This is a genomic window from Rhizorhabdus wittichii, assembly GCF_017607425.1.
Classification (GTDB): domain Bacteria; phylum Pseudomonadota; class Alphaproteobacteria; order Sphingomonadales; family Sphingomonadaceae; genus Rhizorhabdus; species Rhizorhabdus wittichii.
Genome location: NZ_CP059319.1, coordinates 345,959 through 369,725 on the forward strand (window position 1 = coordinate 345,959; position 23,767 = coordinate 369,725).

Annotated in this window: 21 protein-coding genes and 1 pseudogene; 9 read left to right on the forward strand and 13 right to left on the reverse strand. The window is 67.9% G+C overall.

Annotated elements, in window-relative coordinates:
* Positions 1–2 precede the first annotated feature (2 nt).
* The gene (locus HRJ34_RS01645) at positions 3–1,295 is read left to right on the forward strand and encodes a metallophosphoesterase family protein (RefSeq protein ID WP_208633170.1); all 1,293 of its coding nucleotides are present in this window, start codon (positions 3–5) and stop codon (positions 1,293–1,295) included.
* 70 nt (positions 1,296–1,365) lie between these two features.
* On the opposite strand, the gene ctrA is transcribed toward HRJ34_RS01645, so the two are convergent.
* From ctrA to HRJ34_RS29415, 4 genes and pseudogenes are all read right to left on the reverse strand, one after another.
* Positions 1,366–2,061: a response regulator transcription factor CtrA gene (gene ctrA / locus HRJ34_RS01650; RefSeq protein WP_016746083.1), complete on the reverse strand. Its 696-nt coding sequence runs from the start codon at positions 2,059–2,061 to the stop codon at positions 1,366–1,368.
* Between the two features lie 161 nt (positions 2,062–2,222).
* A complete protein-coding gene (locus HRJ34_RS01655) occupies positions 2,223–3,272 on the reverse strand; it encodes a glycosyltransferase family 2 protein (RefSeq protein ID WP_012051028.1) in 1,050 nt (349 codons plus the stop codon).
* Positions 3,241–3,831, reverse strand: coding sequence for a TraB/GumN family protein (locus tag HRJ34_RS29410; RefSeq protein ID WP_264319428.1), 591 nt, complete (start codon positions 3,829–3,831; stop codon positions 3,241–3,243). Before HRJ34_RS29410 ends, HRJ34_RS01655 begins: the two co-directional genes overlap by 32 nt.
* A pseudogene (locus HRJ34_RS29415) lies at positions 3,771–4,163 on the reverse strand (TraB/GumN family protein); the annotation flags it as partial. The gene HRJ34_RS29410 and the pseudogene HRJ34_RS29415, both read right to left, overlap by 61 nt.
* Before the next feature lie 154 nt (positions 4,164–4,317).
* Between HRJ34_RS29415 and HRJ34_RS01665 the strand changes: the two are divergent.
* The 6 genes from HRJ34_RS01665 (at position 4,318) to HRJ34_RS01690 (ending at position 13,376) form a co-directional block, all read left to right on the forward strand.
* Positions 4,318–5,193, forward strand: a complete 876-nt coding sequence (locus tag HRJ34_RS01665; protein WP_208633171.1) for a glycine--tRNA ligase subunit alpha — start codon at positions 4,318–4,320, stop codon at positions 5,191–5,193.
* Positions 5,194–5,313: 120 nt separating this feature from the next.
* Positions 5,314–7,347 (forward strand): glycine--tRNA ligase subunit beta, encoded by a 2,034-nt coding sequence (glyS, locus tag HRJ34_RS01670; RefSeq protein ID WP_208633172.1) that lies wholly within the window; start codon positions 5,314–5,316, stop codon positions 7,345–7,347.
* Between the two features lie 56 nt (positions 7,348–7,403).
* Complete coding sequence (ppdK, locus tag HRJ34_RS01675; protein WP_012051032.1) at positions 7,404–10,073, forward strand: pyruvate, phosphate dikinase; 2,670 nt, start codon at positions 7,404–7,406, stop codon at positions 10,071–10,073.
* Positions 10,074–10,229: 156 nt separating this feature from the next.
* Positions 10,230–11,393, forward strand: coding sequence for a DUF418 domain-containing protein (locus HRJ34_RS01680; protein ID WP_208633173.1), 1,164 nt, complete (start codon positions 10,230–10,232; stop codon positions 11,391–11,393).
* A gap of 136 nt (positions 11,394–11,529) precedes the next feature.
* The gene (locus HRJ34_RS01685; RefSeq protein WP_012051034.1) at positions 11,530–12,627 is read left to right on the forward strand and encodes an aromatic ring-hydroxylating dioxygenase subunit alpha; all 1,098 of its coding nucleotides are present in this window, start codon (positions 11,530–11,532) and stop codon (positions 12,625–12,627) included.
* Positions 12,624–13,376: a helix-turn-helix transcriptional regulator gene (locus HRJ34_RS01690; RefSeq protein ID WP_208633174.1), complete on the forward strand. Its 753-nt coding sequence runs from the start codon at positions 12,624–12,626 to the stop codon at positions 13,374–13,376. The genes HRJ34_RS01685 and HRJ34_RS01690 overlap by 4 nt, the downstream gene beginning before the upstream one ends.
* Before the next feature lie 27 nt (positions 13,377–13,403).
* Here the strand turns inward: HRJ34_RS01690 and HRJ34_RS01695 are convergent, their stop codons facing one another.
* From HRJ34_RS01695 to HRJ34_RS01730, 8 genes are all read right to left on the reverse strand, one after another.
* Positions 13,404–13,976 (reverse strand): hypothetical protein, encoded by a 573-nt coding sequence (locus tag HRJ34_RS01695; protein WP_012051036.1) that lies wholly within the window; start codon positions 13,974–13,976, stop codon positions 13,404–13,406.
* A 101-nt stretch (positions 13,977–14,077) separates the two neighbouring features.
* Entirely contained in the window at positions 14,078–15,070 is a 993-nt protein-coding gene (locus tag HRJ34_RS01700) for a type II secretion system F family protein (RefSeq protein ID WP_016747106.1), read from the reverse strand.
* Positions 15,071–15,077: 7 nt separating this feature from the next.
* Entirely contained in the window at positions 15,078–16,052 is a 975-nt protein-coding gene (locus tag HRJ34_RS01705) for a type II secretion system F family protein (protein WP_016747105.1), read from the reverse strand.
* Positions 16,053–16,074: 22 nt separating this feature from the next.
* The gene (locus tag HRJ34_RS01710) at positions 16,075–17,343 is read right to left on the reverse strand and encodes a pilus assembly protein CpaE (RefSeq protein ID WP_208633175.1); all 1,269 of its coding nucleotides are present in this window, start codon (positions 17,341–17,343) and stop codon (positions 16,075–16,077) included.
* Entirely contained in the window at positions 17,343–17,960 is a 618-nt protein-coding gene (locus HRJ34_RS01715; RefSeq protein ID WP_208633176.1) for a CpaD family pilus assembly protein, read from the reverse strand. Before HRJ34_RS01715 ends, HRJ34_RS01710 begins: the two co-directional genes overlap by 1 nt.
* A gap of 154 nt (positions 17,961–18,114) precedes the next feature.
* Positions 18,115–19,695, reverse strand: a complete 1,581-nt coding sequence (locus tag HRJ34_RS01720; RefSeq protein WP_208633177.1) for a type II and III secretion system protein family protein — start codon at positions 19,693–19,695, stop codon at positions 18,115–18,117.
* On the reverse strand, positions 19,680–20,690 hold the full coding sequence (gene cpaB / locus HRJ34_RS01725; protein WP_208633178.1) for a Flp pilus assembly protein CpaB: 1,011 nt from the start codon (positions 20,688–20,690) through the stop codon (positions 19,680–19,682). Before cpaB ends, HRJ34_RS01720 begins: the two co-directional genes overlap by 16 nt.
* 70 nt (positions 20,691–20,760) lie before the next feature.
* Positions 20,761–21,234 carry an A24 family peptidase gene (locus HRJ34_RS01730; protein WP_029994969.1) on the reverse strand — a complete coding sequence of 158 codons (474 nt, stop codon included), beginning with the start codon at positions 21,232–21,234 and terminating at the stop codon, positions 20,761–20,763.
* Between the two features lie 48 nt (positions 21,235–21,282).
* On the opposite strand from HRJ34_RS01730, the gene HRJ34_RS01735 reads away from it, so the two are divergent.
* Positions 21,283–22,386, forward strand: coding sequence for an NAD(P)/FAD-dependent oxidoreductase (locus HRJ34_RS01735; protein ID WP_208633179.1), 1,104 nt, complete (start codon positions 21,283–21,285; stop codon positions 22,384–22,386).
* Here HRJ34_RS01735 and HRJ34_RS01740 read toward each other — a convergent pair.
* Positions 22,383–23,204: a class I SAM-dependent methyltransferase gene (locus tag HRJ34_RS01740; protein WP_029994971.1), complete on the reverse strand. Its 822-nt coding sequence runs from the start codon at positions 23,202–23,204 to the stop codon at positions 22,383–22,385. The two genes, HRJ34_RS01735 and HRJ34_RS01740, sit on opposite strands and share 4 nt — an antisense overlap.
* A gap of 256 nt (positions 23,205–23,460) precedes the next feature.
* On the opposite strand from HRJ34_RS01740, the gene HRJ34_RS01745 reads away from it, so the two are divergent.
* The gene (locus HRJ34_RS01745; RefSeq protein ID WP_208633180.1) at positions 23,461–23,766 is read left to right on the forward strand and encodes a type II toxin-antitoxin system HicB family antitoxin; all 306 of its coding nucleotides are present in this window, start codon (positions 23,461–23,463) and stop codon (positions 23,764–23,766) included.
* The last annotated feature ends 1 nt before the right edge of the window (position 23,767 follow it).

Genomic DNA, 23,767 nt, shown 5'->3' on the forward strand with positions numbered 1-23,767 from the left:
CCATGGCATCCTTTTCTTCGCTGACGCGCAAGCTCGCCCTCGGGTCGGCGATCGCCCTGGCCGCGCTGGCTTCGCCGGTGCTGGCGGGCGATGACAGCTTCACCATCGCGGTCATTCCCGACACGCAGAACTATGTCGACTACACCCACCAGACGGCCGAGGGCTTCGCCTTCGACGCGAACCGGATGTTCTTCGAACAGATGCAATATATCGCCGACAACGTCGAAAGCGCCGGCGGCGACATCGCCTTCGTCGCGGGCCTCGGTGACGTGTGGCAGCACCAGACGCTGAAGATGGACGCCGGCCATGCGGCGCGCGGCTTCAAGACCGCGCCGAACCCGGTGCTCGACGCGCATTTCGCGCCGACCCCGAAGGTGACCTCGGTGGAGATGCCGGCGGCGCGCAAGGGCTATGAGCTGCTGATGGGCAAGGTGCCCTTCTCGGTCATCCCCGGCAACCACGACTATGACGCGATGTGGACCGATTCCAAATTCCCGCCGGCGGCGAAGTTCGATCCCAAGGACATGTCGACCCTGGGCATGCTGCACCCCGGCGGCCTCGACAATTTCCGGTCGGTGTTCGGGGATCAGAGCGCCTTCTTCAAGGGGCAGCCCTGGTATGTCGCCTCGCATGACGGCGGCGCCGACGCGGCGCAGCTCTTCACCGCGGGCGGCTATCGCTTCCTGCACATCGGCCTGCAGTTCGACGCGCCCGACGCCTCGCTGGAATGGGCGGCGTCGGTGATCCGCCGCTTCCCTGGCCTGCCGACGATCGTGTCGATGCACGACTATATGGACAAGGACGGCAAGCGCATTCCCAACCCGATGATCGACGGCCACGCCGCCGACCCGCAGGACAACAGCCCGCAGATGATCTGGGACAAGCTGATCAGCCAGCACGACCAGATCTTCCTGGTGCTGTGCGGGCATGAGCATGGGCAGGCGATGCGGGCCGACGCGAACCGCTTCGGCCATGTCGTCCATCAGGTGCTGGCCGACTATCAGGACCGGGGGCAGACCGCCAAGGACGCCGGCGTGAAGTCGGACTGGCCGATCGGGATCGGCGACGGCTGGATGCGGCTGATGACCTTCGACATGGCGGGCAAGGTTCCCGTGGTGAAGGTCCGCACCTATTCGACGCACTACAAGAAGCTGAGCGTCGACACGCCCGAATATGCGGCCTGGTACAAGGGGCATGAACAACCCCATCTCAGCGACGCCGACTATCACCGGATGGACGACTTCTCGATCGAGCTCACCGATTTCCGCCAGCGCTTCGACGCGTCCGCCAAATAGGAAAAAAAGGCCGCGTTCCGATGAGGAACGCGGCCTTGCTTTGCTCCCGGCAGCAAATCCGGTGACGGGGTCAGGCGGCGACCTGGCCCTCTTCGGGATCGCGCAGCACATAGCCGCGGCCCCACACGGTCTCGATATAATTGTCGCCGCCGCAGGCGAGGCTCAGCTTCTTGCGGAGCTTGCAGATGAAGACGTCGATGATCTTCAGCTCGGGCTCGTCCATCCCGCCATAGAGATGGTTGAGGAACATCTCCTTGGTCAGCGTCGTGCCCTTGCGCAGCGACAGCAGCTCGAGCATCGCATATTCCTTGCCGGTCAGGTGGACGCGGGCGCCGTCGACCTCGACGGTCTTGGCGTCCAGGTTCACCGCCAGCTTGCCGGTGCGGATCACCGACTGGCTGTGGCCCTTCGAGCGGCGGACGATCGCGTGGATGCGGGCGACCAGCTCCTCGCGGTGGAAGGGCTTGGTGACATAGTCGTCGGCGCCGAAGCCCAGCGCGCGGACCTTCGAGTCCATCTCGCCGATGCCCGACAGGATCATCACCGGGGTCTGCACCTTGGCGCCGCGCAGCTTCTTGAGCACGTCGTAGCCGTGCATGTCGGGCAGGTTCAGGTCGAGCGCGATGATGTCGTAATCATAGAGCTTGCCCAGATCGAGGCCTTCCTCGCCGAGGTCGGTGGTATAGACGTTGAAGCCTTCGGCGCCGAGCATCAGCTCGATGCTCTTGGCGGTCGTGGGATCGTCCTCGATCAGCAATACGCGCATGGGATGTCTTCCTGCTCATCTGCCGGGAGAGGAGCCCGCTTGCTCCGCGCTTCCCGTCAACCTCTGTTAACCACGCCGTTAATGAAGGTAAAAGGTTAACGCGCTCTTAAAGGCCAGTCCCGATTTTTACGTAGGTAAACAAACCGTGTGAATCCGGGAACTTATCCACCAATTGTTTCGGGCATGTCGAGCAGCCGCCCGAGCATCGCGATCTCCCCGTGGAGCCGGGCGTTTCCGGCCAGGATGGTCTCGTCGGCTTCCTCGTTGCGGTCGTGGTCGTCGAAATAGCTGCCGTCGCGATGGGTAAATTTCATCGGGTCGCCGACCGCCCGCAACGCCGATCCGCGCGCCCGCTTCGACTCGAACTCGGCGCGCGATTTCAACACATAGTGGTTAACCTGCGCGTGGCCGTGCCGGGCGGGCGCGAAGCCTCGGCCGGGGTCGAGCGGCGCGCCCGCCGCGTCGACATAGCGGCCGCGCCCACGCATCAGGCGGACGCGGTGCGCGGTGACCTTGCAGATGTCGGCCGCGACCGCGATCGTCTTGATCTGCCGGCTGCTGGGATGGTCGAGCGGGGCGGCGCGGGTGAAGCGCTCGGTCACCAGCCCGGCTTCCTTCTCCAGCCGGCCGGCCGATCCGAACACCCGCCAGTTGAGGCCCACCGCGCTGGTGTCCGCGGGCAGGCCGGCCAGGAAGTCGCCGACCGTCGCGGCCTGCTTCAGGTTGAGGAACTCGTCGAGGTCGAGAAAGGCGATCCAGCGCGTCGCGCAGCGGACGATCGCATCCTGATAGGCGGCAATCTGCGACGATCGTCCCTCGACCCCCGGCCAGGGACGATAGTCGATGACGCCGAGCGCGCCGAGCCGGGCGAGCAGGGCGTCGCTGCCGTCGTCGCTCTCGTTCGAATAGAGGATGATGCGCTCGACGCCGCAGAGCCGGTGCCAGGCGATCCATTCGAGCAGATAGGGCCCCTCGTTGCGCGCGATTCCGCAGAGCGTGACGCCGGGCGTCCGATCCGCGGGCGCGACGGCGGGGCCGCCGGCAAGCTGGCGCCGTCCTTCGTGGCGGCCGTGCCGGTCGAAATGCTCCCACGGGTCGAGGCCGTCGCGATACGGGTCCGCGAGATCGCCGCAGCAGAGCAGGTAGCGCTGCGCGTCGAAATTGGCGTCGGTGGCGATCTCAGTGGCGAGTGGGTCGTTGCTTGCGGTCACGCTGGTTCCAGATGCGCTCTACGGTGATGCCCTCGGCGGCGAGCATCGATTGTACCGACAGCGGCCCCGCCAGATGCCCGGCGCCGACCGCGACGAACACCGTGCCCGGCGTCGCCAGCCGCTTCTTCAGCCATTCGGCCCAGTTGGCGTTGCGCCGGCGCAGCAATATCTCGCGCAGGTGCGGGGTCAGGTCCTTGTCGTCGGCGAAGGCCTTGGCGATCGCCGCCTCGTTGCCGCTCGCCCAGGCGGCGAGGAGCCTGGCATAGTCTTCCTTGGCGTCGCCCTGTCCGTCGGCGAAGCTCGCCAGCATCTCGCGCTGGTCGGTCTCGGACAGGTTGGCGAACAGGGCGAGCTGCTCGGACGCGGTCTCCAGCGCCTCGACCTTGCGGGGCTGGCGTCCTTGGCGTCGGGGGAGGGCGGCGGGGCGAAGGCGGGCATCAGGCTGTCCTCCACGCCGGCGTCGCGCTGGATGCCCAGGTCCTTCATCATCGCGCCCATCAGCATGAAGCTCGCCTGCCAGGTCGGCATGCGGCTGAGCATGGCCGGGTCGAGGCCCGATTTCTTGAGCACCGCGGCGAAGGCCGGGCGGCTCTTCTCGGGCACCCGCTCCAGGATCGGCGGCAGGGTCGGGTCGGGCGGCGGGAACAGGCTGGCGATCGCCTGCGGGTCCTTGTCGAGCAGCGTCTCGATCACCAGCGTGTCCGACGCCGCCATCGCCTTCTCGATCCGCGCGTCCTGCCATTTATAGCCGGGCGGCAGCGCGTGGATCGTGCCGAACAGGTAGATCGTCGTGTCCGCGTCGCCGAACTTCCACAGGGCGGGCGAGGCCGTGGCCGGGGCCGCTAGGGTGAAGGCGAGGAGTGCGGCAAGCGCGCGGCGGAAGAAGGACATGGTTGTGATCTAGAAACGGACGGCGCGAATTGCGAGCCCCTCTCGCTTTTCCGCCGCATGGGCAAGGGGCCGGGGAGCCTCGCCATCCTTGACCCGCCGCGCCCCCTGACGCAAAGGGCCGGTCACGTTCCCAACCGCCTCGAAGGACCCGACCTTGGCGACCAAGCCGCTATCGTTCCAGCGCCTGATCCTGACGCTCCACGACTATTGGAGCGACCAGGGCTGCCTGATCCTCCAGCCGTACGACATGGAGATGGGCGCGGGTACCTTCCATCCCTCGACCACGCTGCGCGCGCTCGGCCCGCAGCCGTGGAAGGCGGCCTATGTCCAGCCGTCGCGCCGGCCGACCGACGGCCGCTATGGCGAGAACCCCAACCGGCTCGGCCATTATTACCAGTATCAGGTGATCCTGAAGCCATCGCCCGCCAACCTGCAGGAGCTCTATCTCGGCAGCCTGGAACGGATCGGCATCGACCCGCTGGCGCACGACATCCGCTTCGTCGAGGACGATTGGGAGAGCCCGACGCTCGGCGCCTGGGGGCTCGGCTGGGAAGTGTGGTGCGACGGGATGGAGGTGACCCAGTTCACCTATTTCCAGCAGGTCGGCGGCTTCGACTGCAAGCCGGTCGCGGGCGAGCTGACCTATGGGCTCGAACGGCTGGCGATGTACATCCAGGGCGTCGACCGGGTCTATGACCTCGCCTTCAACGACGAGGGCGTCACCTATGGCGACGTCTTCCTGGAGAATGAGCGCCAGTTCAGCGCCTATAATTTCGAGGCCGCGAACACCGACACGCTGTTCAAGCAGTTCACCCTGGCCGCCGACGAGTGCCGCGCGCTGCTCGAACGCGACAGGCCCCTGCCGCTGCCCGCCTATGACCAGGCGATCAAGGCCAGTCACATCTTCAACACCCTCCAGGCGCGCGGCGTGATTTCGGTCGCCGAGCGCCAGGCCTATATCGGCCGCGTCCGTGACCTGGCGAAGGGCGCCTGCGCCGCCTGGATGGCGCATAACGGGTGGGAGGCCTGATCATGCTTTCCAATAGCGTCATCCCGGCGAAAGCCGGGATCTCACTTCTTTCTTCCCGCGGCCGGCACGAAGGCAGGGAGATCCCGGCTTTCGCCGGGATGACGATAGGGGAGAAGGCCCGTGGCTGATTTCCTGCTCGAACTCCTCTCCGAGGAAATCCCCGCGCGGATGCAGGAGAAGGCGTCGGCCGACCTCGCCCGCCTGTTCACCGAGGAACTGGCCAAGGCCGGTCTCAAGCCTGACGGCATCACCTCCTACGTCACCCCGCGCCGCCTCGCGCTGATCGCGCACGGCCTGCCGATCGAGACGGCGGCGGTGTCGGAGGAGCTGAAGGGGCCCAAGGCCTCCGCGCCGCCGCAGGCGCTCGAAGGCTTCCTGCGCAAGACCGGCCTGACCCGCGAACAACTCGTCGAGCGCGACGGCACGCTGTTCGCGGTGATCGAGAAGCCGGGCCGTGCGACCGCCGCGGTGCTGGCCGAGGCGATCCCCGCGATCGTCCGCAACTTCCCCTGGCCCAAGTCGATGCGCTGGGGCACCGCCTCGCTGTCGACCGCCGCGCTGCGCTGGGTCCGCCCGCTCCAGGGCATCGTCGCCCTGCTCGGCGAGGAGATCGTGCCGTTCGAGATCGACGGCGTGGCGAGCGGCGCGGCGACGGTCGGCCACCGCTTCCACCATCCCGGCATCATCACGATCGGCAGCGCCGCCGACTATGCCGGGAAGCTGCGCGCCTGCCACGTCATCGTCGACCATGCCGAGCGCCGCGACATCATCCGCGCCCGCGCCGCCGAGCTGGCGGCGGGGCAGGGCATGACGGTCATCCCCGACGAGGGGCTGGTCGCCGAGAATGCCGGCCTCACCGAATGGCCGGTGCCGCTGCTCGGTCATTTCGACCCGGCCTTCCTGGAGGTGCCGCGCGAGGTGATCCAGCTCACCCTGCGCACCAACCAGAAATATTTCGTGCTCAACGACGCCGAGGGCAAGCTCGCCCCGGCCTTCATCTGCACCGCCAACATCAGCGCCAGGGACGGCGGCGCGGCGATCGTCGCGGGCAACGGCAAGGTGCTGGCGGCGCGGCTGTCGGACGCGAAATTCTTCTGGGAGCAGGATCTGAAGGTTCCGCTCGACGATTATCTCCCCAAGCTGGAGGCGATGCTCTTCTACGAGGGCATGGGCACGCTGCGCGAGAAGGCCGATCGCATCGCGGCGCTCGCGGCCTGGATCGCGCACGCCTATTTCCCCGAGCGCGATCCGGAGACGGCGCGCCGCGCGGGCCTGCTCGCCAAGGCCGATCTCGCCACCGCCATGGTCGGCGAGTTCCCCGAGCTGCAGGGCGTGATGGGCGGCTATTATGCCGAGAAGCGCGGCGAGAAGCCGGGCACCGTCTCCGCGCTCAAGCAGCAATATGTCGCGGCGGTCGAGGGTTGCATCCCGGCCTGCGTCGCGTTGGCCGACCGCATCGACACGCTGGTTGCCTTCTTCGCGCGCGGGATCAAGCCGACCGGGTCGAAGGACCCGTTCGCGCTGCGCCGCGCCGCGTTGCAGACGATCCAGACGATCCTCGTCAACGGCACCCGCATGAACCTGCTGGCGACGATCGAGCAGGCCAAGACGGGGCTCGGCGCGAGCGGGCTCGACAGCGCCGAGCTGCTCGACTTCTTCGCCGACCGCCTGAAGGTCCAGCAGCGCGAGGCGGGCGTCCGCCACGACCTGATCGACGCGGTGTTCGCGCTGGGCGGGGAGGATGATCTCGTCCGCCTGCTGGCGCGGGTGAAGGCGCTCCAGGCGTTCGTCGAGACCGAGGACGGCGCGAATCTGCTCGCCGGCTACAAGCGCGCGGCCAACATCCTCAGGAAGGAGGGCGGGGTGCCCGAAGGCGCCTCGGCGACCCCGGATTACCAACCGGAAGTCGCGGAATCGGCACTGATCGCCGCGCTCGACGCGGCCGAGCCGAAGGCCGCGGCGGCGGTCGAAGCGGAGGATTTCGCGGGCGCGATGGCCGCTCTCGCCACGTTGCGCGGGCCGATCGACGCCTTCTTCGATCAGGTCATCGTCAACGATTCTTCGTCATCGAAAAGAAACACTCGGCTCGCGCTGCTTGAAAAAATCCGTGTTGCGGTGCACAACGTCGCCGACTTCTCGAACATCGAGGGCTGATTCGATTGCCGTGCTCCCTGCCGGGAGCGGGTCGTGATGGGGAGAGTGACGGGCGTATGACGACGCAATATGTCTATCGGTTCGGCGGCGGCGTTTCCGACGGCGGCAAGGGTGACAGGAACCTCCTCGGCGGAAAGGGTGCGAACCTCGCCGAAATGGCCTCGATCGGCCTGCCGGTTCCGCCCGGCTTCACCATCTCGACCGAGATGTGCCAGCGTTATTATGACGAGGGCCAGCAATTCCCCGACAGCCTGAGGAGCGAGGTCGCCAACGGCATCGCCCATATCGAGGCGATCACCAACAAGAAGTTCGGCGTCGCCGCCGATCCGCTGCTGGTGTCGGTCCGTTCGGGCGCGCGCGCCTCGATGCCGGGGATGATGGACACCGTCCTCAACCTCGGCCTCAACGACGAGACCGTGGTCGGCCTCGCCGCCGTGTCGGGTGACGCCCGCTTCGCGTGGGACAGCTATCGCCGCTTCATCCAGATGTATTCGGACGTCGTCCTGGAGCTCGATCACAGCGCCTTCGAGGAAGCGCTCGAGATCGCCAAGGAGGACAAGGGCTACAATCTCGATACCGAGATGACCGCCGACGACTGGCAGGCGCTCGTCAAGCGCTACCAGGAACTGGTCGCGGAGATGTGGGACAAGCCCTTCCCGCAGGACGTGCACGAGCAGCTCTGGGGCGCGATCGGCGCGGTGTTCGGCTCCTGGCAGTCGGAGCGCGCGAAGGTCTATCGCCGCCTCAACGACATTCCGGGCGACTGGGGCACCGCGGTCAACGTCCAGGCGATGGTGTTCGGCAACATGGGCGACACCTCGGCCACCGGCGTCGCCTTCACCCGCGATCCGTCGAAGGGCGACCGCGCTTATTATGGCGAGTTCCTGATCAACGCGCAGGGCGAGGACGTCGTCGCCGGCATCCGCACCCCGCAATATCTGACCAGGATCGCGCGCGAGACCGCCGGCGCCAAGCCCGCCTCGATGGAGGAGGCGCTGCCCGAGGTCTATGGCGAACTGGCCAAGGTGTTCGACCTGCTGGAGACCCATTATCGGGACATGCAGGACATCGAGTTCACGGTGCAGCAGGGCAAGCTCTGGATGCTCCAGACCCGTTCGGGCAAGCGCACCGCCAAGGCCGCGCTCAAGATCGCGGTCGACATGGCGAACGAGGGGCTGATCACCCGCGAGGAGGCCGTCGCCCGCGTCGATCCGGCCGCGCTCGACCAGCTTCTCCACCCGACCCTCGACCCGCAGGCGCCGCGCGACGTGATCGCCAAGGGCTTGCCGGCTTCGCCGGGCGCCGCCTCGGGCCTCGTCGTGTTCGATGCCGAGACCGCCGAGAAGCGCGCCGAACTGGGCGATGCGGTGATCCTGGTCCGCGTCGAGACCAGCCCCGAGGACATCCACGGCATGCATGCCGCCAAGGGCATCCTGACGGCGCGCGGCGGCATGACCAGCCACGCGGCGGTGGTCGCGCGCGGCATGGGCCGTCCCTGCGTGTCGGGCGTCGGCACGCTCGCGATCGACGCCAAGGCGAAGGTCTTCCGCGTCGCCGGCCGCGAGGTGCGCGAGGGCGACGTCATCACCATCGACGGCGCGACCGGCGAGGTGATGCTGGGCGCCGTCCCGACCGTCCAGCCCGAGCTGGCGGGCGACTTCGGCACGTTGATGGGCTGGGCCGACCAGGTCCGCCGCCTCAAGGTCCGCGCCAATGCCGAGACGCCGCTCGACTGCAAGACCGCGCGCATCTTCGGCGCCGAGGGCGTCGGCCTGTGCCGCACCGAGCATATGTTCTTCGACGCCGCCCGCATCACCGCGGTTCGCCAGATGATCCTGGCCGAGGACGAGAAGGGCCGTCGCGTCGCGCTCGACAAGCTGCTGCCCGAGCAGCGCGCCGACTTCACCGAGATTTTCGAGATCATGGCCGGCCTGCCGGTCACGATCCGTCTGCTCGATCCGCCGCTCCACGAATTCCTGCCGCATGAGGAGGAGGAGTTCGCCGAGGTGGCGACGGCGACCGGCATCGGCATCGAGGCGCTCAAGCGCCGCGCCGCCGAGCTGCACGAGTTCAACCCGATGCTCGGCCATCGCGGCTGCCGCCTCGGCGTGACCTATCCCGAGATCTACGAGATGCAGGCGCGCGCGATCTTCGAGGCGGCCTGCGACGTCGCCGCGAAGAGCGGAAGCGCGCCGATCCCCGAGGTGATGGTCCCGCTGGTCGCGACCCGGCGCGAGCTGGAGCTGATGAAGGCGGTGATCGACAAGGCCGCCAAGGCGGTGTTCGCCGAGAAGGGCCGCACGCTCGACTATCTGGTCGGCACGATGATCGAGCTGCCGCGCGCCGCGCTCAAGGCGGGTGAGATCGCCGAGGTCGGCGAGTTCTTCTCGTTCGGCACCAACGACCTGACCCAGACCACGCTGGGCGTGTCGCGCGACGATGCGGGCCGCTTCCTGACCACCTATGTCGACAAGGGCATCTACCCGAAGGACCCGTTCGTCAGCCTCGACGTCGACGGCGTCGGCGAGCTGATCGAGCTGGCTGCCGAGCGCGGCCGCAAGACCCGTGGCGACATCAAGCTCGGCATCTGCGGCGAGCATGGGGGCGACCCGGCCTCGATCGCCTTCTGCGAGGCGACCGGGCTCGATTACGTCTCGGCCTCGCCGTACCGCGTGCCGATCGCCCGCCTCGCCGCGGCGCAGGCCGCGCTCAAGGCGAAGAGGTAGGCCCGACTACCCGTACGTCATTCCAGCGAAAGCTGGAATCTCCCTGCCTTTCGACGCCTCGGCACGAAAGACGAAGAGAAGGGAGGTCCCGGCTTTCGCCGGGATGACGTCGGGGGGATAGATGACGAGGTCAGGCGCATCGGCTAAGCCCGGCCGATGTCCTCGCCCCTCCGGCCCGCCGATCCCGCCCAGCGGCTCCTGTCGATCGACGCGCTGCGCGGGTTCGCCCTGTGCGGCATATTGCTGATCAACATCGTCGACATGGGCGGCCCGATCGCGATGGACCGGCCGATGGCCGAGCCGTCGCTGGCCTCACCCGACTGGCAGCTCTGGGGCTTCTCCCAGCTGTTCATCACCGGCACGATGCGCGGGCTGTTCTCGATGCTGTTCGGGGTCGGCCTGCTGCTGTTCCTCGGCGACGACGACAGCGCCGATCGGCCGCGCCTCTACATGCGCCGGCTGATCCTGCTGTTCCTGTTCGGCATCGTCGACTCCACATTCCTGCTCTGGCCCGGCGACATCCTGCTGATCTATGCGCTGGCCGGGATCGTCGCGATGATCCTCCACATGCTCTCGCCGGCCCAGCTCGTCTCGGCGGCGGCGGTGATCCTGCTGCTGCTGTCGGCCTGGGCCGGGCTGGAGGCGCCGTCCTTCCAGCCCGCCGACACCGTCTATTCGGCCGAGATGCTGGCCCGCGAGGGCGCCGCGCGGCTGGGCGGCTATTGGCAGACCTTCGACTATATGAGCTACGTCAGCTGGAACTGGACGGTCAACGCGCTCACCTATCGCTGGATCGGCGACGCGCTCGCCTTCATGCTGGTCGGCATGGCGCTCTACCGGATCGGTCTGTTCGACAGCCGCTTCGAGGAGCGCCGTCTGTGGCAGATGGTGCGGATCGGCTATCCGGTCGGGCTCGCATTGCGCCTGATCCACGCCGTGCTGGTCTTCCACAACGACGGCGCGCCGACCGTGGTCAGCGGCATCGTCGACCAGCCGGGGCGGCTGGCGATGACGATCGGCCATGCCGGCCTGTTCCTGCTGCTGTGGCGCAAGGGAGCGTGGCCGCGCCTGATGAGCGGCCTCGCGCGGATGGGACGGATGGCGCTGACCCTCTATCTCGGCCAGAGCCTGATCGCGGCGTGGATCTTCTCGGGCTTCGGGCTGGGCCTGTGGGATCGGCTGTCCTGGCCGGCGCTGTGGCTGGTCGCCTTCGTCATCCTCGCCGCCCAGGCGCTGTTCGCGGTGTTCTGGTTCCGGGGGTTCCGCTACGGCCCGGTCGAATGGCTCTGGCGCTGGGGGACCTACGGCCGGCGGCCTTGAGACATCGGGGCGACGGCTGCATTGTGGAGGGGGCGCGGAACCGCCTTTGTCATTCACAGGCATGACAGACGGTTCCTGCCGGCCGGGCTACGATCGGGGCGAATGCTCGAACACCGGAGAGACGAGGAGCGCCGGGATGGCTGAGGTTGCGCCGAAGATCAAAGAGGCATCCCGTCGCGCGGACGCACGGCTCGCGGGCCGCGCGACGCCCTTCATCTTCAACTGCTGGTATGTCGCCGGCTTCGCCTGGGAATTCGCGAGGGACCTCAAGGCGCGCACCATCCTTGGGCGCCCGCTGGTTTTCTACCGCACCTCGGCCGGCGATCCGGTGGCGCTTTCGGATCGCTGCGTGCATCGATCCTTCCCGCTGAGCAAGAGCCAGCTCGACGGAGACAGCATCGTCTGCGGCTATCATGGGCTGCGCTACGATTCCGGCGGCGCGTGCATCGAGGCGCCGGCGGTCGGGGAATGTCCGCGCGGGATCGGCGTGCGGTCCTATCCCCTGCGGCAGCAGGGGCCGCTCGTCTGGATATGGATGGGGGATGCCGCTCCGGCCGATGAGCTCCCGACCGGATCGTGGGTCGCCGACGAACAATGGCCGGCGAGCCAGCAATATTACCACCTTCCGGCGAGCTATGTCGCGCTGCACGAGAATCTTCTCGATCTGACCCATCTCTCCTTCCTCCACGCTCATAGCTTCGGGACGCCGGACTATGCCGCCGCGCCCTATGCGGTGGACCTCGACGAGGATGCGGGTCGCTTCGCCCTCACGCGCTCGGTCGTTCCCACCCGGCTGCCGCCGGTCTGGGCCGAGCCGACCGGGCTCACCGGCAAGGACGCGGCGCGCGTCACGACATCGGAATTCCTGGGCCCCTCGACCCATGTCGTCTCCGCGCAATTCTACGGGCTCGACGTCGCCGAGGCCGAGCGGGGGCGGACCGGGATCAGGACGGCCCATTTGCCGACTCCGGAAACGGCGACGTCGACGCACTACTTCATCCACCATGGCCGGAATTTCGCCCAGGACGATCCGTCCGTGACGGATTTCATGCAGGAGCAGTTGACGGTCGCGTTCACGGAGGACGTGGTCGGGCTGACGGAAATCGAGAGGATGATCGCCGAAACGCCGGAGGACGACCGGTACGAGATATCGCTCGCGTCGGATCGCCCCGGACTGGCCATGCGCCGCTGGATCTATCGGACCGCGATGGAGGAGGGCGAGGGGGCCGGATGACGATCGCCGCTGCGATCGACGCGATCGCGAGGCCCGGCTTCGCCTCCACCGTGGTGGAAGGCATATCCAGGCCGGTCGGAGTCGCGCATCTGTCCGTTTTCCTGTTCCAGCAGGCGCTGTCCCCCGTCGTGGCCCTGGCGTTCAGCCGGGACGGCAGCGATATCGCCCGGCGGGCCGGCGAGGCCTATCTGCGGCTCGGGCTCTATCTGGGTGATCCGCTGCGCAGTGCGTTGCGCGCCAGGCTGGACGACGGCGATGCGACGGTCCGCCTCTTCTCGGACGATCCGGGTGCGGCCAACGCCGCCCGCCGCGCCTTCTTCGCCCGTTTCGATCTGGGCCAGCGGCTGACGATCTTCGGGCATACGCGCCTCGGATGGATGTCGGTCAATCTCTATCGCGATCGAGACGCCGCGACGCTTCCGCGCAAGGACGTTCGCGCGCTCGAACAGGTCGCTCCGCTCATTCACGCGGCGGTCGCAAGGCATCTCGAACTGGTTGATCCGTCGATCGGTGGAATCGACCTCGACGGCGTGCTCGGCGAACGGCTGAAGCGGCTCGATCGCGGGCTGACGCCCAGGGAAACCGACGTTTGCCTGGCCGCGCTCGGTGGACGGGCCAATGCCGAGATCGCGGCGGCGCTGGGCATCGGCCTGTCGACGGTGGGAACGCTTCGCCGCCGGGCCTATGAACGGCTCGGCGTGTCCAACATAGCCGAGCTGTTCCTGGTCTGCCTCAACGCCACCGGATAGCGGGCGGAGCGGCGTCGCCCGTCGCCATCATGCGAACCGCCGCGCATGCTCGTCGACATCGCCCTTGCGCAGGATCTCGGCCTGTTCGCGCCAGCGCTCGTCGGCGATCGCGCCCGGAGCGATGCCCATGCGGCCTTCGAGCTCGGCCTCCTCGGTCGGGCTCAGCGCGACGATGTCGGCATAGCGATGGATGCCGAGCTCGTTGAGCCTGATCTCTCCGCCGCGCCCGACGCCGAAGATGCGGGCCAGGTCGTCGCGCTGGCCCGAGGCCGCGGCGGCGATCGTCCCGGCGGTGTCGGCATTGATCGCCGGGCGGCGCTTCTCCAACTCGGCGATCCGCTCGCTCGCGGCGGCGGCGCGGGCGGCATGATGCTCGCGCTCGCGCTCCAGCTCGCTCCGCCGGTCGCGCTCCCCCTCCAGCTCGGTCAGCTTGGCCGACAGCCTGTCATTCTGCTCCTCCGCGGCGATGCGCAGCGTGCGCTCCCGCTCGAAGTCGGGTTTCCAGCGGCGATTGCCGGAAAGGGTGAACAGGCCGAACAGCCAGCCGAGGATGAAGACGAGCGCAATGATGACCCACTGATTGGTCGTGAACGCAAACATGTAGCGAAGCCTCCCTGAAACTGGAGGCTAAAACCGTTTCGCGGCGTTTACGTTCCGCGCGAGGGAGGCGGAAAAGCGCGGCTTGAATATGCGCGCCGGCCTCAATGGATCACATTGTCGCGGATCGAGCAGGCCGCCGGGCCGAGGATGACGATGAACAGCACCGGCAGGATGAACATGATCAGCGGCACCGTCATGATCGCGGGCAGCCGCGCGGCCTTTTCCTCGGCGCGCATCATCCGTTCGTGGCGGAACTCGGCCGACAGCACGCGCAGCGCGGCGGCGAGCGGGGTGCCGTATTTCTCGGTCTGGATCATCGTCGTGACGACGCCGCGGATCGAATCGAGGTTCACGCGCTGGGCGAGGTTCTCGAACGCCTGGCGCCGGTCGGTGAGGAAGCCCAGCTCGATCGCGGTCAGCGCGAATTCGTCGCCCAGTTCGGGATAGGCCTTGGACAGCTCGCGCGCGACCCGGTTGAAGGCGAGGTCGACCGACAGGCCCGCCTCGGCGCAGATCACCAGCAGGTCGAGCGCATCGGGCAGCGCCTTGCGGATCGCCTGCTGCCGCTTGGTGATCAGGTTCTTCACATAGACGTCGGGCGCCTTGTAGCTGGCGATCAGCGCGCCGGCGACGATCATATATTGCTTGAAGGCGCTCGCCTCCGGGAACCAGTGGAGCACATAGACGCCGACGACCGCCGTGCCGCCGATCAGGACCGGCGACACCAGCCGGAAGAAGATCACCGTGATCGCGGCGTCCTTGGTGCGGATGCCGGCGCGGGTCAGGCTCAGCGAGGCGGCCTTGAGCTGCGAATCCTGGAGCATCTTCATGCTGCCGAGGATCGCCTTCATCCGGTCGACCGAGATGCTGGCCTTCTTGTCCATCTTCTGGCGGCGGCGGGTCTTCGACGCGGCGACGCCGGCCTTGAGCTGCTCGCGCCGGTCGTTGAGCGCGCGGACCCGCCGCGCCATCGGATCGCGGGCGATCGACTTCACCAGCGCATGGCCGACCACCAGCATGACGATCGCCGTGGCCAGCGCGATGCCGATCGACAGCAGCGTGTCGAAGAACTGGGGGGAGGGGGTGGGCTGCATCGCGGCCTCAGATCTCGAAATTGATCATTTGGCGCATGATATAGGCGCCGATCGACATCCAGATCAGTCCGCCCGCGCCCGCGATCATCAGCCGCTGGTCGGCGAAGAAGCCGGCCATGTAGGTCGGGCTGATGAAGCTGATCAGCCCGAACACGACGAAGGGCAGGACGCCGATGATATAGGCCGACGCCTTGGATTCGGACGACATTGCGGAGATCTTGAGCTTCATCTGCATGCGCTTGCGCAGCACGTCGGCGAGGTTGCCGAGCGTCTCGGCCAGGTTGCCGCCGGTCTCGCGCTGGATCGCGAGGGTGATGACGAAGAACTGGAACTCGGCGGTGCCCAGCCGATCGGCGGTCTCCTGCAATGCGCCCTCCAGCGTCCGGCCGATCCGCATGCGGTCGCTGACCGCCTGGAACTCGCTGCCGACCGGACCCTCGATCTCGGACGCGACCGCGCCCATCGTCTCGGCGATCGGCAGGCCGGCGCGCAGGCCGCGCACCAGCAGCTCGATCGCGTCGGGGAAGCGCGTGATGAACTGCGCGATCCGCCGCTTGGCGAGGATGTTCAGCACCAGCCGGGGGAGGCCGAGCCCCGCCGCGGCGCCGACGATCAGCGCCATCCACAGCGGCAGACCGACCAGCGCGAGCAGCAGCAGCGGCACCGCGAAGGCGATCCCCGATCCGGTATAATATTGCCGGACCGTCCATTTCTTGCCGGCCGCCTCGATCTGGTGATGGACGTCGGCCGGATCGGGCAGGAAGCGGTTGAGCAGCGTCTTCTCGCGGCGCACCACCGTCGCGCGGCTGGCGAGCAGCTTGCGGACCTGTTCGTTGACGCCGGGCTCGCCATTGACGTTGTAGCGGCCCCGCACCGTCGACAGGCGGCGCGCGAAGGCGCGCTGCGCCGGCGGCCGCGCCAGCACGAAGATGAAGACGGGCACGACCGCGGCCATGACCATCAGGAAGAGCATCGTCAGCATGGGGCGGACACGCTCCCGCCGCTCACTTCTTCGCGGTCTTGGGCTTGGGGGCGAAGATCGCCGCCAGTTCGTCGATCAGCGATCCCTTGCCCTTCTTCGCGTCGCGGTCGGGATCGTCGCTGGCGAGCGACAGCAGCTTGTCGGCGATCTGGGCCAGGCCCTGGCCGAGCTTGGAGCTCTTGCCCGCCTCGGCGATCGGCTTGCCCAGCTTGGCGGCGTTGACCGCCTGCTTGTGGTCATAGGGCAGGACGAAGTCGATCTCGCGCTCGATCGAATTCTCGAAATCCTTGCGGCTGATCTCGGTCAGGCTCGGATGGACGCGGTTGGCGACGACGAGCACGCCCGCCTGCGGCGCGTTGTTCTTCAGCCAGGCGAGGATGCGGATCGTGTCGCGGGTCGCGGCGAGGGTCAGGTCGACCACCAGCACCACCGACTGCACCTCGTGGAACAAATGGGGATGCTGGACCATCATCGTGCGCGGCACGTCGACGATCGTGCATTCGAACGCGCCCTTCATCTCCTCCTGGAGCTGGAAATAGGCGCCGCCGTCGGTGATGATCGGATGGTTGATCGGGGCCTCGGCCGACAGCACCGACAGCTTCTCGTTCGCTTTCACCAGCGCGCGTTCGAGGAACAGGCCGTCGATGCGCGCGGGATTGTCGATCGCGTCGGTCAGGCCGCGTCCGGGCTCGAGGTCGAGCGACAGCGCGCCGGTTCCGAAATGGACGTCGAGGTCGAGCAGCGCGGTCGTATGGCCGCCGCTCTCGCCCATCAGCCAGGCGATCGAGCTGGCCACCGTCGAGGCGCCGACCCCGCCGCGCGCGCCGACCACGGCGGTCATGATGTGGATGCTGTCCTCGGCCTGGACGCCGTGGCGTGGGCCCATCAGCATCATCTGCGCCTGGGCCAGCGCGTCGCGGATCTGGTCGGCGGTGAACGGCTTGAGCAGATAGTCCTGGATGCCGCTGTTGAGCAGCTCGCGATAGAGGCGGACATCGTTGGCGGTGCCCGCCGAGATCACGATCGTCCCCGGCTCGCACACCTCGGCGAGCGCGTTGACGTCGCCGAGCGGGTCGGTCGATTCGCTGAGGTCGACGAACAGGATCGTCGGGCTGGCCGAGACCGACAGCGACTGGATCGCCGTGCGCAGCCCGCCCTTGTTGACCGATTCGGGCGCCCAGCCCAGCTCGAAGACGAGCGGCTTGAGCAGTTCGGAGCTGACGTCGTCGGTGACGAAGGCGGCGAACGGGTTGCGCGTCTGCTGCTGCTTCGCGTTGAAGGGCGCGTTCATCAATTGCCTCCCTTCGTCGATTCGATCTTGAGGCCGCTGCTCGACGTCGGCTCGGTGTTGCGCCAGATGCGGATCGCCTTGGTCGCGGTGTCGGCGTTCGATCCGCGCGCGGCCTGGCCCTTCACCAGGTCCTCGGGATTGGCGACCATCGCCGCGAGGGTCGAGTTGATCGCGCAGCCATAGTTGGACGAGGCGGCGGCGGTGAAGTTGGGTTGCGACCACTGGCTGTAGTCGGGGCAGCCCGGCACGCTGGCGGTCGACCGGCTGACGACGATGCGGACATGGCCTGGCGCGATCGCGCCCTCGGTCACCGGCGCGCCATTGCCGACGAACAGGCCGTAGCGGCCGGCGATCTCTGCGATGTCGCGGTTCGATCCGGCGGCGCCCGCGCTCGTGTCGATCGCGATGCGGTCGCCATAGCCGAGGCCGATCGCGTCGAACCATTGTCCGACCCGGTCGCGCGCGGCGGGATCGAGGCCGTCGGCCGGCACGTCGAGCACATAGTCGCTGCGCTGCACGACCGGCTGGTGCACCGATTCGACGCCGCGATTGTAGCGATCGGCGAGAGCCGGCGTCGCGGCGAGGGCGATGATCCCGAGTGTCCCGAGGATCGTCATCCCGGCGAAAGCCGGGATCTCTCTTTTCTTTCCGGACCTCTCCCCGGATTGCTCGTCGAAAGGCAGTGAGATCCCGGCCTTCGCCGGGATGACGGCTGGTTGGGCGGCGGGCCGCCGGCGCAAGAGGATGTCGTCGATCATCGGAAACCTCCTCTCAATTGGGCGAGAAGCCGGCATCGGGAACCGGCGCGGCCTTGTCGGGGATGGTGCGCGGCGGCGCGGCGGCCGGGGCGGGGCTCTTCTCGCCCGACTTGCCCATGAAGGTCTGGCCGGCGATCAGCCGCTCGCCGTCGGTGGCGGCGCGCAAGCCCGCGGTCGGCAGGGCGATCTGCTGCGGCGAGACCGGCTTCACCAGATAGGGGGTGACGACGATCATCAGCTCGGTCTCGTTGCGCTTGAACCCGTTCGACCGGAACAGCGCGCCGAGGATCGGCAGGTCGCCGAGGAACGGCGCCTTGTCGACATTGCTGTTCTGCGCGTTCGACAACAGGCCGCCGATCATGAAGGCCTGGCCCGAGCCGAGCTCGACCGTGGTCTCCGCCCGGCGGGTGGTGATGCCGGGGATGGTGAAGCCGTTGAGGCGGACCGAGCCCGCGTCGGTGAGCTGCGACACTTCGGGCCGCACCCGGATCGAGATGCGCCCGTCGCCGAGCACCGTCGGGGTGAAGGACAGGCTGACGCCATATTGCTTGAACTCGACCGACACCGCGCCGAGCCCCTGTGCGAGCGGGATCGGGATCTCGCCGCCGGCCAGGAAGCTCGCGGTCTCGCCGGAGATCGCGGTCAGGTTCGGCTGGGCGAGGGTGGTGACGAGCCCGTCCGCCTCGGCCAGGTCGATCGCGGCGGCGAGGTCCATGCCCAGGAACTTGCCGGCGAGGCCGAACGAGGTTCCCGATCCGGCGCCCTTGCCCAGCTTGTCGAAGGTGTAGGCGGTGCCGCCCGCGATGAACTGTCCGGTCGCCGGATTGAACGGCAGCGACAGCGATCCGGCCGGCAGCCCGTAGAGCGACGAGGCGTCGAGCTTCGGGAAGGCCGAGGTGTCGAGATTCCCGATCGACCCGAAATTACGTCCCTGCGCCACGCCGAACAGGAAGCCGCCCGTGGTGTCGCGGTTGAGCAGGTTGATGCCGATCGACTTGGCGAATTCGCGGCTGACCTCGGCGATCTTGACGTGCAGGCTGACCTGCAGCGGCACCGCCGACTTGAGCCGGTTGACGACCTGGGTCTCCTTGCCGACGAACTGCTCGACCAGCTTCTGCGCTTCCTCGACGTCGCTGGGCGAGGCGACCGTGCCGGTCAGCAGGACGATGCCGTTCATCGTCGTCGCGGTGATCGCCGCCTCGGGCATCGCCAGCTTCAGCATCGTGTCGACGCTGGTGATGTTGCTGCCGACGCGGACGATCGACGACCAGACGACATTGCCGGCCTTGTCGGTCGCATAGACCGCCGTCTCGCCGGCGCCCTTGCCGAACAGGTAGAGCTGCGTGGTCGAACGCACCTGGACGTCGGCGATCTTGTCGTCGGCGACGAACAGGTCGCTGATCGGCGCCGACAGCGCGATCATCTGGCCCGATCCGATCGACAGGGTGGTGGTCTCGCTGGGCTTGCCGATCGTCGCGGTGCGGACGGCCGTCGCGCCGCGCGAGGGGCGGACGGCGGCGCTTGCCGCGACCGGGGCCAGCGCGATCGCGGCGATCAGCGCACCGCCGGCCAGGAACTTCATGGAGGCGCGCATCGGGCCTCCGACCGTGCTGACGGTGACGCGGTGTTGCCGCGCGCCACGCGGACGGCGGGCCGGCCGGGGCGGCGGGGCGCTCGACGGGGCGGGGCGGCGTCGCCGCCCGCCTTGGCGGGAATGCTCGACCGCTGGTAGCGCGAGACGTCGGCGCCGACCGTATAGGTGGTGTTGGTGTCGATCGGGCGCGATGTGATCTCGAGCAGCATCTGGCGCTCGGCCTTGGGATCGCCCTGGGCCGGCAGCTTGATGTCGCCATTGGCGATCCGCTCCTCCAGTTCGGCCCTGTCGTCGGCGATCGAGCGGAGCGCGAGCGAGAGCTGGCCGATCGTCTGCGCGACGGCGATCTTCTCGGCGATCTTCGGGGTCGCCTCCAGCGTGACGTTCGACGTGTTGGCGACCACCGTCTTGCCCTCCTCGTCGACCGTCTTGTCGGTGCGCTGGTCGGCGGCGAGGACGCGGATGTTGCGGATGATCGTCTCGGCGGCCTTGAGCGGCGGGCCGTCGCCCCCGCCCGGAACCTCCTGGGTCAGCATCAGGTCGACCCGGTCGCCGGGGAAGACGAAGCCGGCGACGCCCGACTGGGCCGAGACGGAGATGGTGACGGCGCGCATGCCGGGGCCGAGCGCCGCGGCCAGGAAGCCGCGATCGCCGGGCTTGACCAGCGCGCCTTGGGTGACCGGCGCGCCGGCGGTGATCGCGTAGCGGACGACCGATCCGTTGAGCGCGGCGAGGTCGCTCTCGCCCTTGATGAAATAGGTCTTGCTGACCAGCTCGGCCGGCCAGCGCTGGTAGCGGAAGCTTTCCGGGCCGATGATCGTGCCGACCGGCAGCGGGCGGACCGCGACGGCGACCTCGGGACCGCTCGGCTGGGGCGCGGCGGCGGGGGCCGCCTCGGCCTCGCTGTTGCCGCCGAACATGCTGCGCGCCACGACTGCCGAGATGCCCGCCATGACCAGCGCCATGATCAGCAGCAGCAACTTCCTCGCGTCCATCTTTCAGACCCACCTTCGCCCCGGTCGGGGCATGAAGAATATGCGTGGCCCGGAAGCGGACCCGGAAACGCTATGCAACGGGCGTGGTTAACAAGCCGTTTGCGATGACCCACAGCCCGCCGATCGCGATCGCGACGCCATAGGGAACCTCGGGCCGGTCGGCGTTCGGCCGCCAGCGCTGCCGGATCAGCAGGCCGAGCGTGATCGCGCCGCCGGCCAGCGCCATGACGGTCAGCATCGCGATCAGCGCGTGGAACGGCAGCCACAGCGCGAGCGCGCCGATCATCTTGACGTCGCCGCCGCCCATCATGCGGAGCATGAACAGCACCGCGAACAGCGCGAAGATGGCGAGCGCCACCCCGATCCGCAGCGCGACGTCGGGCCACAGCGCCTCGCCCGCGATCCACCAGAAGACGATCGCCAGCAGCGCGATCGCGGCGTTGAGCTCGTTGGAGATCGTCCGCGTCCGGATGTCGGTCCACGCCGCCATCAGCAGCAGTACCGCCAGCAGGATGCCGAACAGGTCGGGAATTTGAATGGACATGGTTAAGCAGGCTAGACGGCGGCTCTTACCAAAATCTAAACGCCCTCCATGACCGCACCCCACATCATCGCGGATATCGCCATCGTCGGCGCCGGCATGGCGGGCGCCAGCCTGGCCGCCGAGATCGGCGACGCGGCGCGGGTCGTGCTGATCGAGGGCGAGGCGCAGCCCGGCTATCACAGCACCGGCCGGTCGGCGGCCTTCTGGTCCGAAACCTATGGCGGGCCGGCGGTGCAGCCGCTGACCAGCGCCTCCTTCGCCTATCTCGACGGGCATGGCTTCCTGGGCGACCGCACCGCGATCCACATCGCCCGGCCCGAGGATATCGGCGCGGTCGACGCCATGCTCGCCACCTTCGCCGGCAATGTCGCGCTGGAGCGGGTGGCGGCCGAGGCGCTGCCGGCCCGTATTCCGGGGCTCCGGCCGGGCTTCGCAGGCGGGGTCGCCGAGCCGAGCTGCCGCGACATCGACGTGGCCAGGCTCCACGCCCATTATCTCGGCCGCGCGCGGCGGGCAGGGACGCAGCTGATCGGCGACGCGCGGGTGCGGTCGATCGAGCGGGTGGCGGGCAACTGGCGGATCGCGACCGACGCCGGCATGATCGAGGCGGTGCTGCTGGTCGACGCGGCGGGCGCCTGGGCGGACGAGCTGGCGGCGCTCGCGGGCGTCGCGCCGATCGGCATCCAGCCCTATCGGCGCACCGTCGTCCAACTCCAGCTCGATCCGCCGGTGCCCGCATCGCTGCCGCTGGTGCTCGACATCGCCGGGCGCTTCTACTTCAAGCCCGAGGCGGGTCGGCTCTGGCTGTCGCCGCACGACGAGACGCCGATGCCGCCTTGCGACGCGGCCCCCGACGAGCTCGACATCGCGATCGCGATCGACCGGCTCGAACGCACCGTCGACTGGCGGGTCCTGCGCGTCGAGCGCGCCTGGGCGGGCCTGCGCAGCTTCGCCCCCGACCGCGCGCCGGTCTACGGCTTCGACGGCTGCGCGGAGGGCTTCTTCTGGTTCGCGGGGCAGGGCGGCTTCGGCATCCAGACCGCGCCCGCCGCCGCGATGATCGGCGCCGCGCTGCTGCTGGGAACGGCGCTTCCCGATCCTGTCCGCGCCATTGACCCGGCCGCTTATCGGCCGGCTCGCTTCGGGGACTAATGCTTTTCCGCCAAAGCCACCGCATATTGGTTGTGGCCGCCCGAGGCGAGGACCTCGTCCAGCAAGAGAAGCGCGTTCAGGAGTGCGTCGTCTTCCGCTTCGAAGTTATTGAGGACGTCGTTGAGCGCGAGGTGATATACGACGCCCCCGGTCGCCATGATGGAGGCGTCCGGGAACTCGGCTTTTAGCGCGTGGACTATATTGCCGCTATCCGCCGCCTCGGTCGGATCAGCCTCGATCATGGCGGCGATCGCGGGCCGCTCCAGCTTGCAAGGAAGCCGTTTCTCCGGATTTCCTGGATGGACGAGGAGGCGTTCCGGCAGGAGGCTTCTGACTCTGGATGCGATCTCCAGATCTTCGTCGGACCATTGGAAGCGCGTGGCGCCTACGAAATCGTCCATCGCGAACCAGCCGCCCGGCTGGAGAGCGCGGCGGCTCCAGGACACCGCCGCCTTCGCATCGAACATGTGATGCAGCGCGTTATTCCAATAGACCAGATCGAACCCGGCGACGATGTCCTCCCGGAACGCGTCACCGATATGGATGGTGATCCGGTCCTCCAGTCCATGCTCCGCCGCCTTGGACGCGATCTGCTCGCGTCGGTGCTCCCCGATCTCGAACAGGTCGAAGCTCCGGACGATGCCTTGCTTGAGCAGGCGCATCTCCTTCCCGCCCGAGCCGCAACCGACCGATAGGGCGCGCCTGAAGCCTCCTTCGGGCATCCTATCGTGGATGAGGCGATGGAAGCCTTGATGGATTCCGTCGATCGCCTCGCCGCATGCCAGCCGGTTGATATGCCGGATGATCGTCTCGTGCATCCACCATCGCGATCGATCGGCTCGTCTCTCGATCGACCAATGCCTAGCCGCGGCTTCGAGTCTCTCATCCATCGGCATTCCTTTCCGGATCGTCTTTTAGATGGGACTGAAGGGGGTGCAACAATTCTGCAAGAAATTGAAAAGAAAACATATTTTCGATTAGACTATCGGACTACGCAATATTCCCGTCATGGATTCATCCTAGCCACGGCCTAAGAAGGCCCGACATTTGGTCGGGTCGGTAAAGGGTCGCATCATGGGGATCTATATCAGGGGCCTCGATTTCTATCCGGCGATGATCAGCCGCGAGGATGGGGTGTTCCGGGCCGATTTCGTCGATATCCCCGACTGCCGCGCCTATGGCGCCACCACGGTCGAGGTGGAGGGCAATGCCCGCCAGGCGCTCGGCGTCCATATGTCGACGCTGGCCCGTTTCGGCCGCGCGCTGCCGGCGCCTTCGGTGGTCAGCGAGGGTGGCCGGGCCGCCGATCGCTATCTCGTCTATATCGAGGGCCCCGAGCGGATCGATGTCGCGCGCCTGCCCGAGCGCAAGGCGGCCTGAT

Coding starts and splice junctions, on each gene's coding strand:
- HRJ34_RS01720 (WP_208633177.1), bottom strand. CDS start 19,695: ATGCGCGCCTCCATGAAGTTCCTGGCCGGCGGTGCGCTGATCGCCGCG.
- HRJ34_RS01740 (WP_029994971.1), bottom strand. CDS start 23,204: ATGCACGAGACGATCATCCGGCATATCAACCGGCTGGCATGCGGCGAG.
- HRJ34_RS01745 (WP_208633180.1), top strand. CDS start 23,461: ATGGGGATCTATATCAGGGGCCTCGATTTCTATCCGGCGATGATCAGC.
- ctrA (WP_016746083.1), bottom strand. CDS start 2,061: ATGCGCGTATTGCTGATCGAGGACGATCCCACGACCGCCAAGAGCATC.
- HRJ34_RS01730 (WP_029994969.1), bottom strand. CDS start 21,234: ATGTCCATTCAAATTCCCGACCTGTTCGGCATCCTGCTGGCGGTACTG.
- HRJ34_RS01685 (WP_012051034.1), top strand. CDS start 11,530: ATGGCTGAGGTTGCGCCGAAGATCAAAGAGGCATCCCGTCGCGCGGAC.
- HRJ34_RS01680 (WP_208633173.1), top strand. CDS start 10,230: ATGTCCTCGCCCCTCCGGCCCGCCGATCCCGCCCAGCGGCTCCTGTCG.
- HRJ34_RS01690 (WP_208633174.1), top strand. CDS start 12,624: ATGACGATCGCCGCTGCGATCGACGCGATCGCGAGGCCCGGCTTCGCC.
- HRJ34_RS01695 (WP_012051036.1), bottom strand. CDS start 13,976: ATGTTTGCGTTCACGACCAATCAGTGGGTCATCATTGCGCTCGTCTTC.
- cpaB (WP_208633178.1), bottom strand. CDS start 20,690: ATGGACGCGAGGAAGTTGCTGCTGCTGATCATGGCGCTGGTCATGGCG.
- HRJ34_RS01715 (WP_208633176.1), bottom strand. CDS start 17,960: ATGACGATCCTCGGGACACTCGGGATCATCGCCCTCGCCGCGACGCCG.
- HRJ34_RS01705 (WP_016747105.1), bottom strand. CDS start 16,052: ATGCTGACGATGCTCTTCCTGATGGTCATGGCCGCGGTCGTGCCCGTC.
- HRJ34_RS01700 (WP_016747106.1), bottom strand. CDS start 15,070: ATGCAGCCCACCCCCTCCCCCCAGTTCTTCGACACGCTGCTGTCGATC.
- ppdK (WP_012051032.1), top strand. CDS start 7,404: ATGACGACGCAATATGTCTATCGGTTCGGCGGCGGCGTTTCCGACGGC.
- HRJ34_RS01710 (WP_208633175.1), bottom strand. CDS start 17,343: ATGAACGCGCCCTTCAACGCGAAGCAGCAGCAGACGCGCAACCCGTTC.
- HRJ34_RS01645 (WP_208633170.1), top strand. CDS start 3: ATGGCATCCTTTTCTTCGCTGACGCGCAAGCTCGCCCTCGGGTCGGCG.
- HRJ34_RS01735 (WP_208633179.1), top strand. CDS start 21,283: ATGACCGCACCCCACATCATCGCGGATATCGCCATCGTCGGCGCCGGC.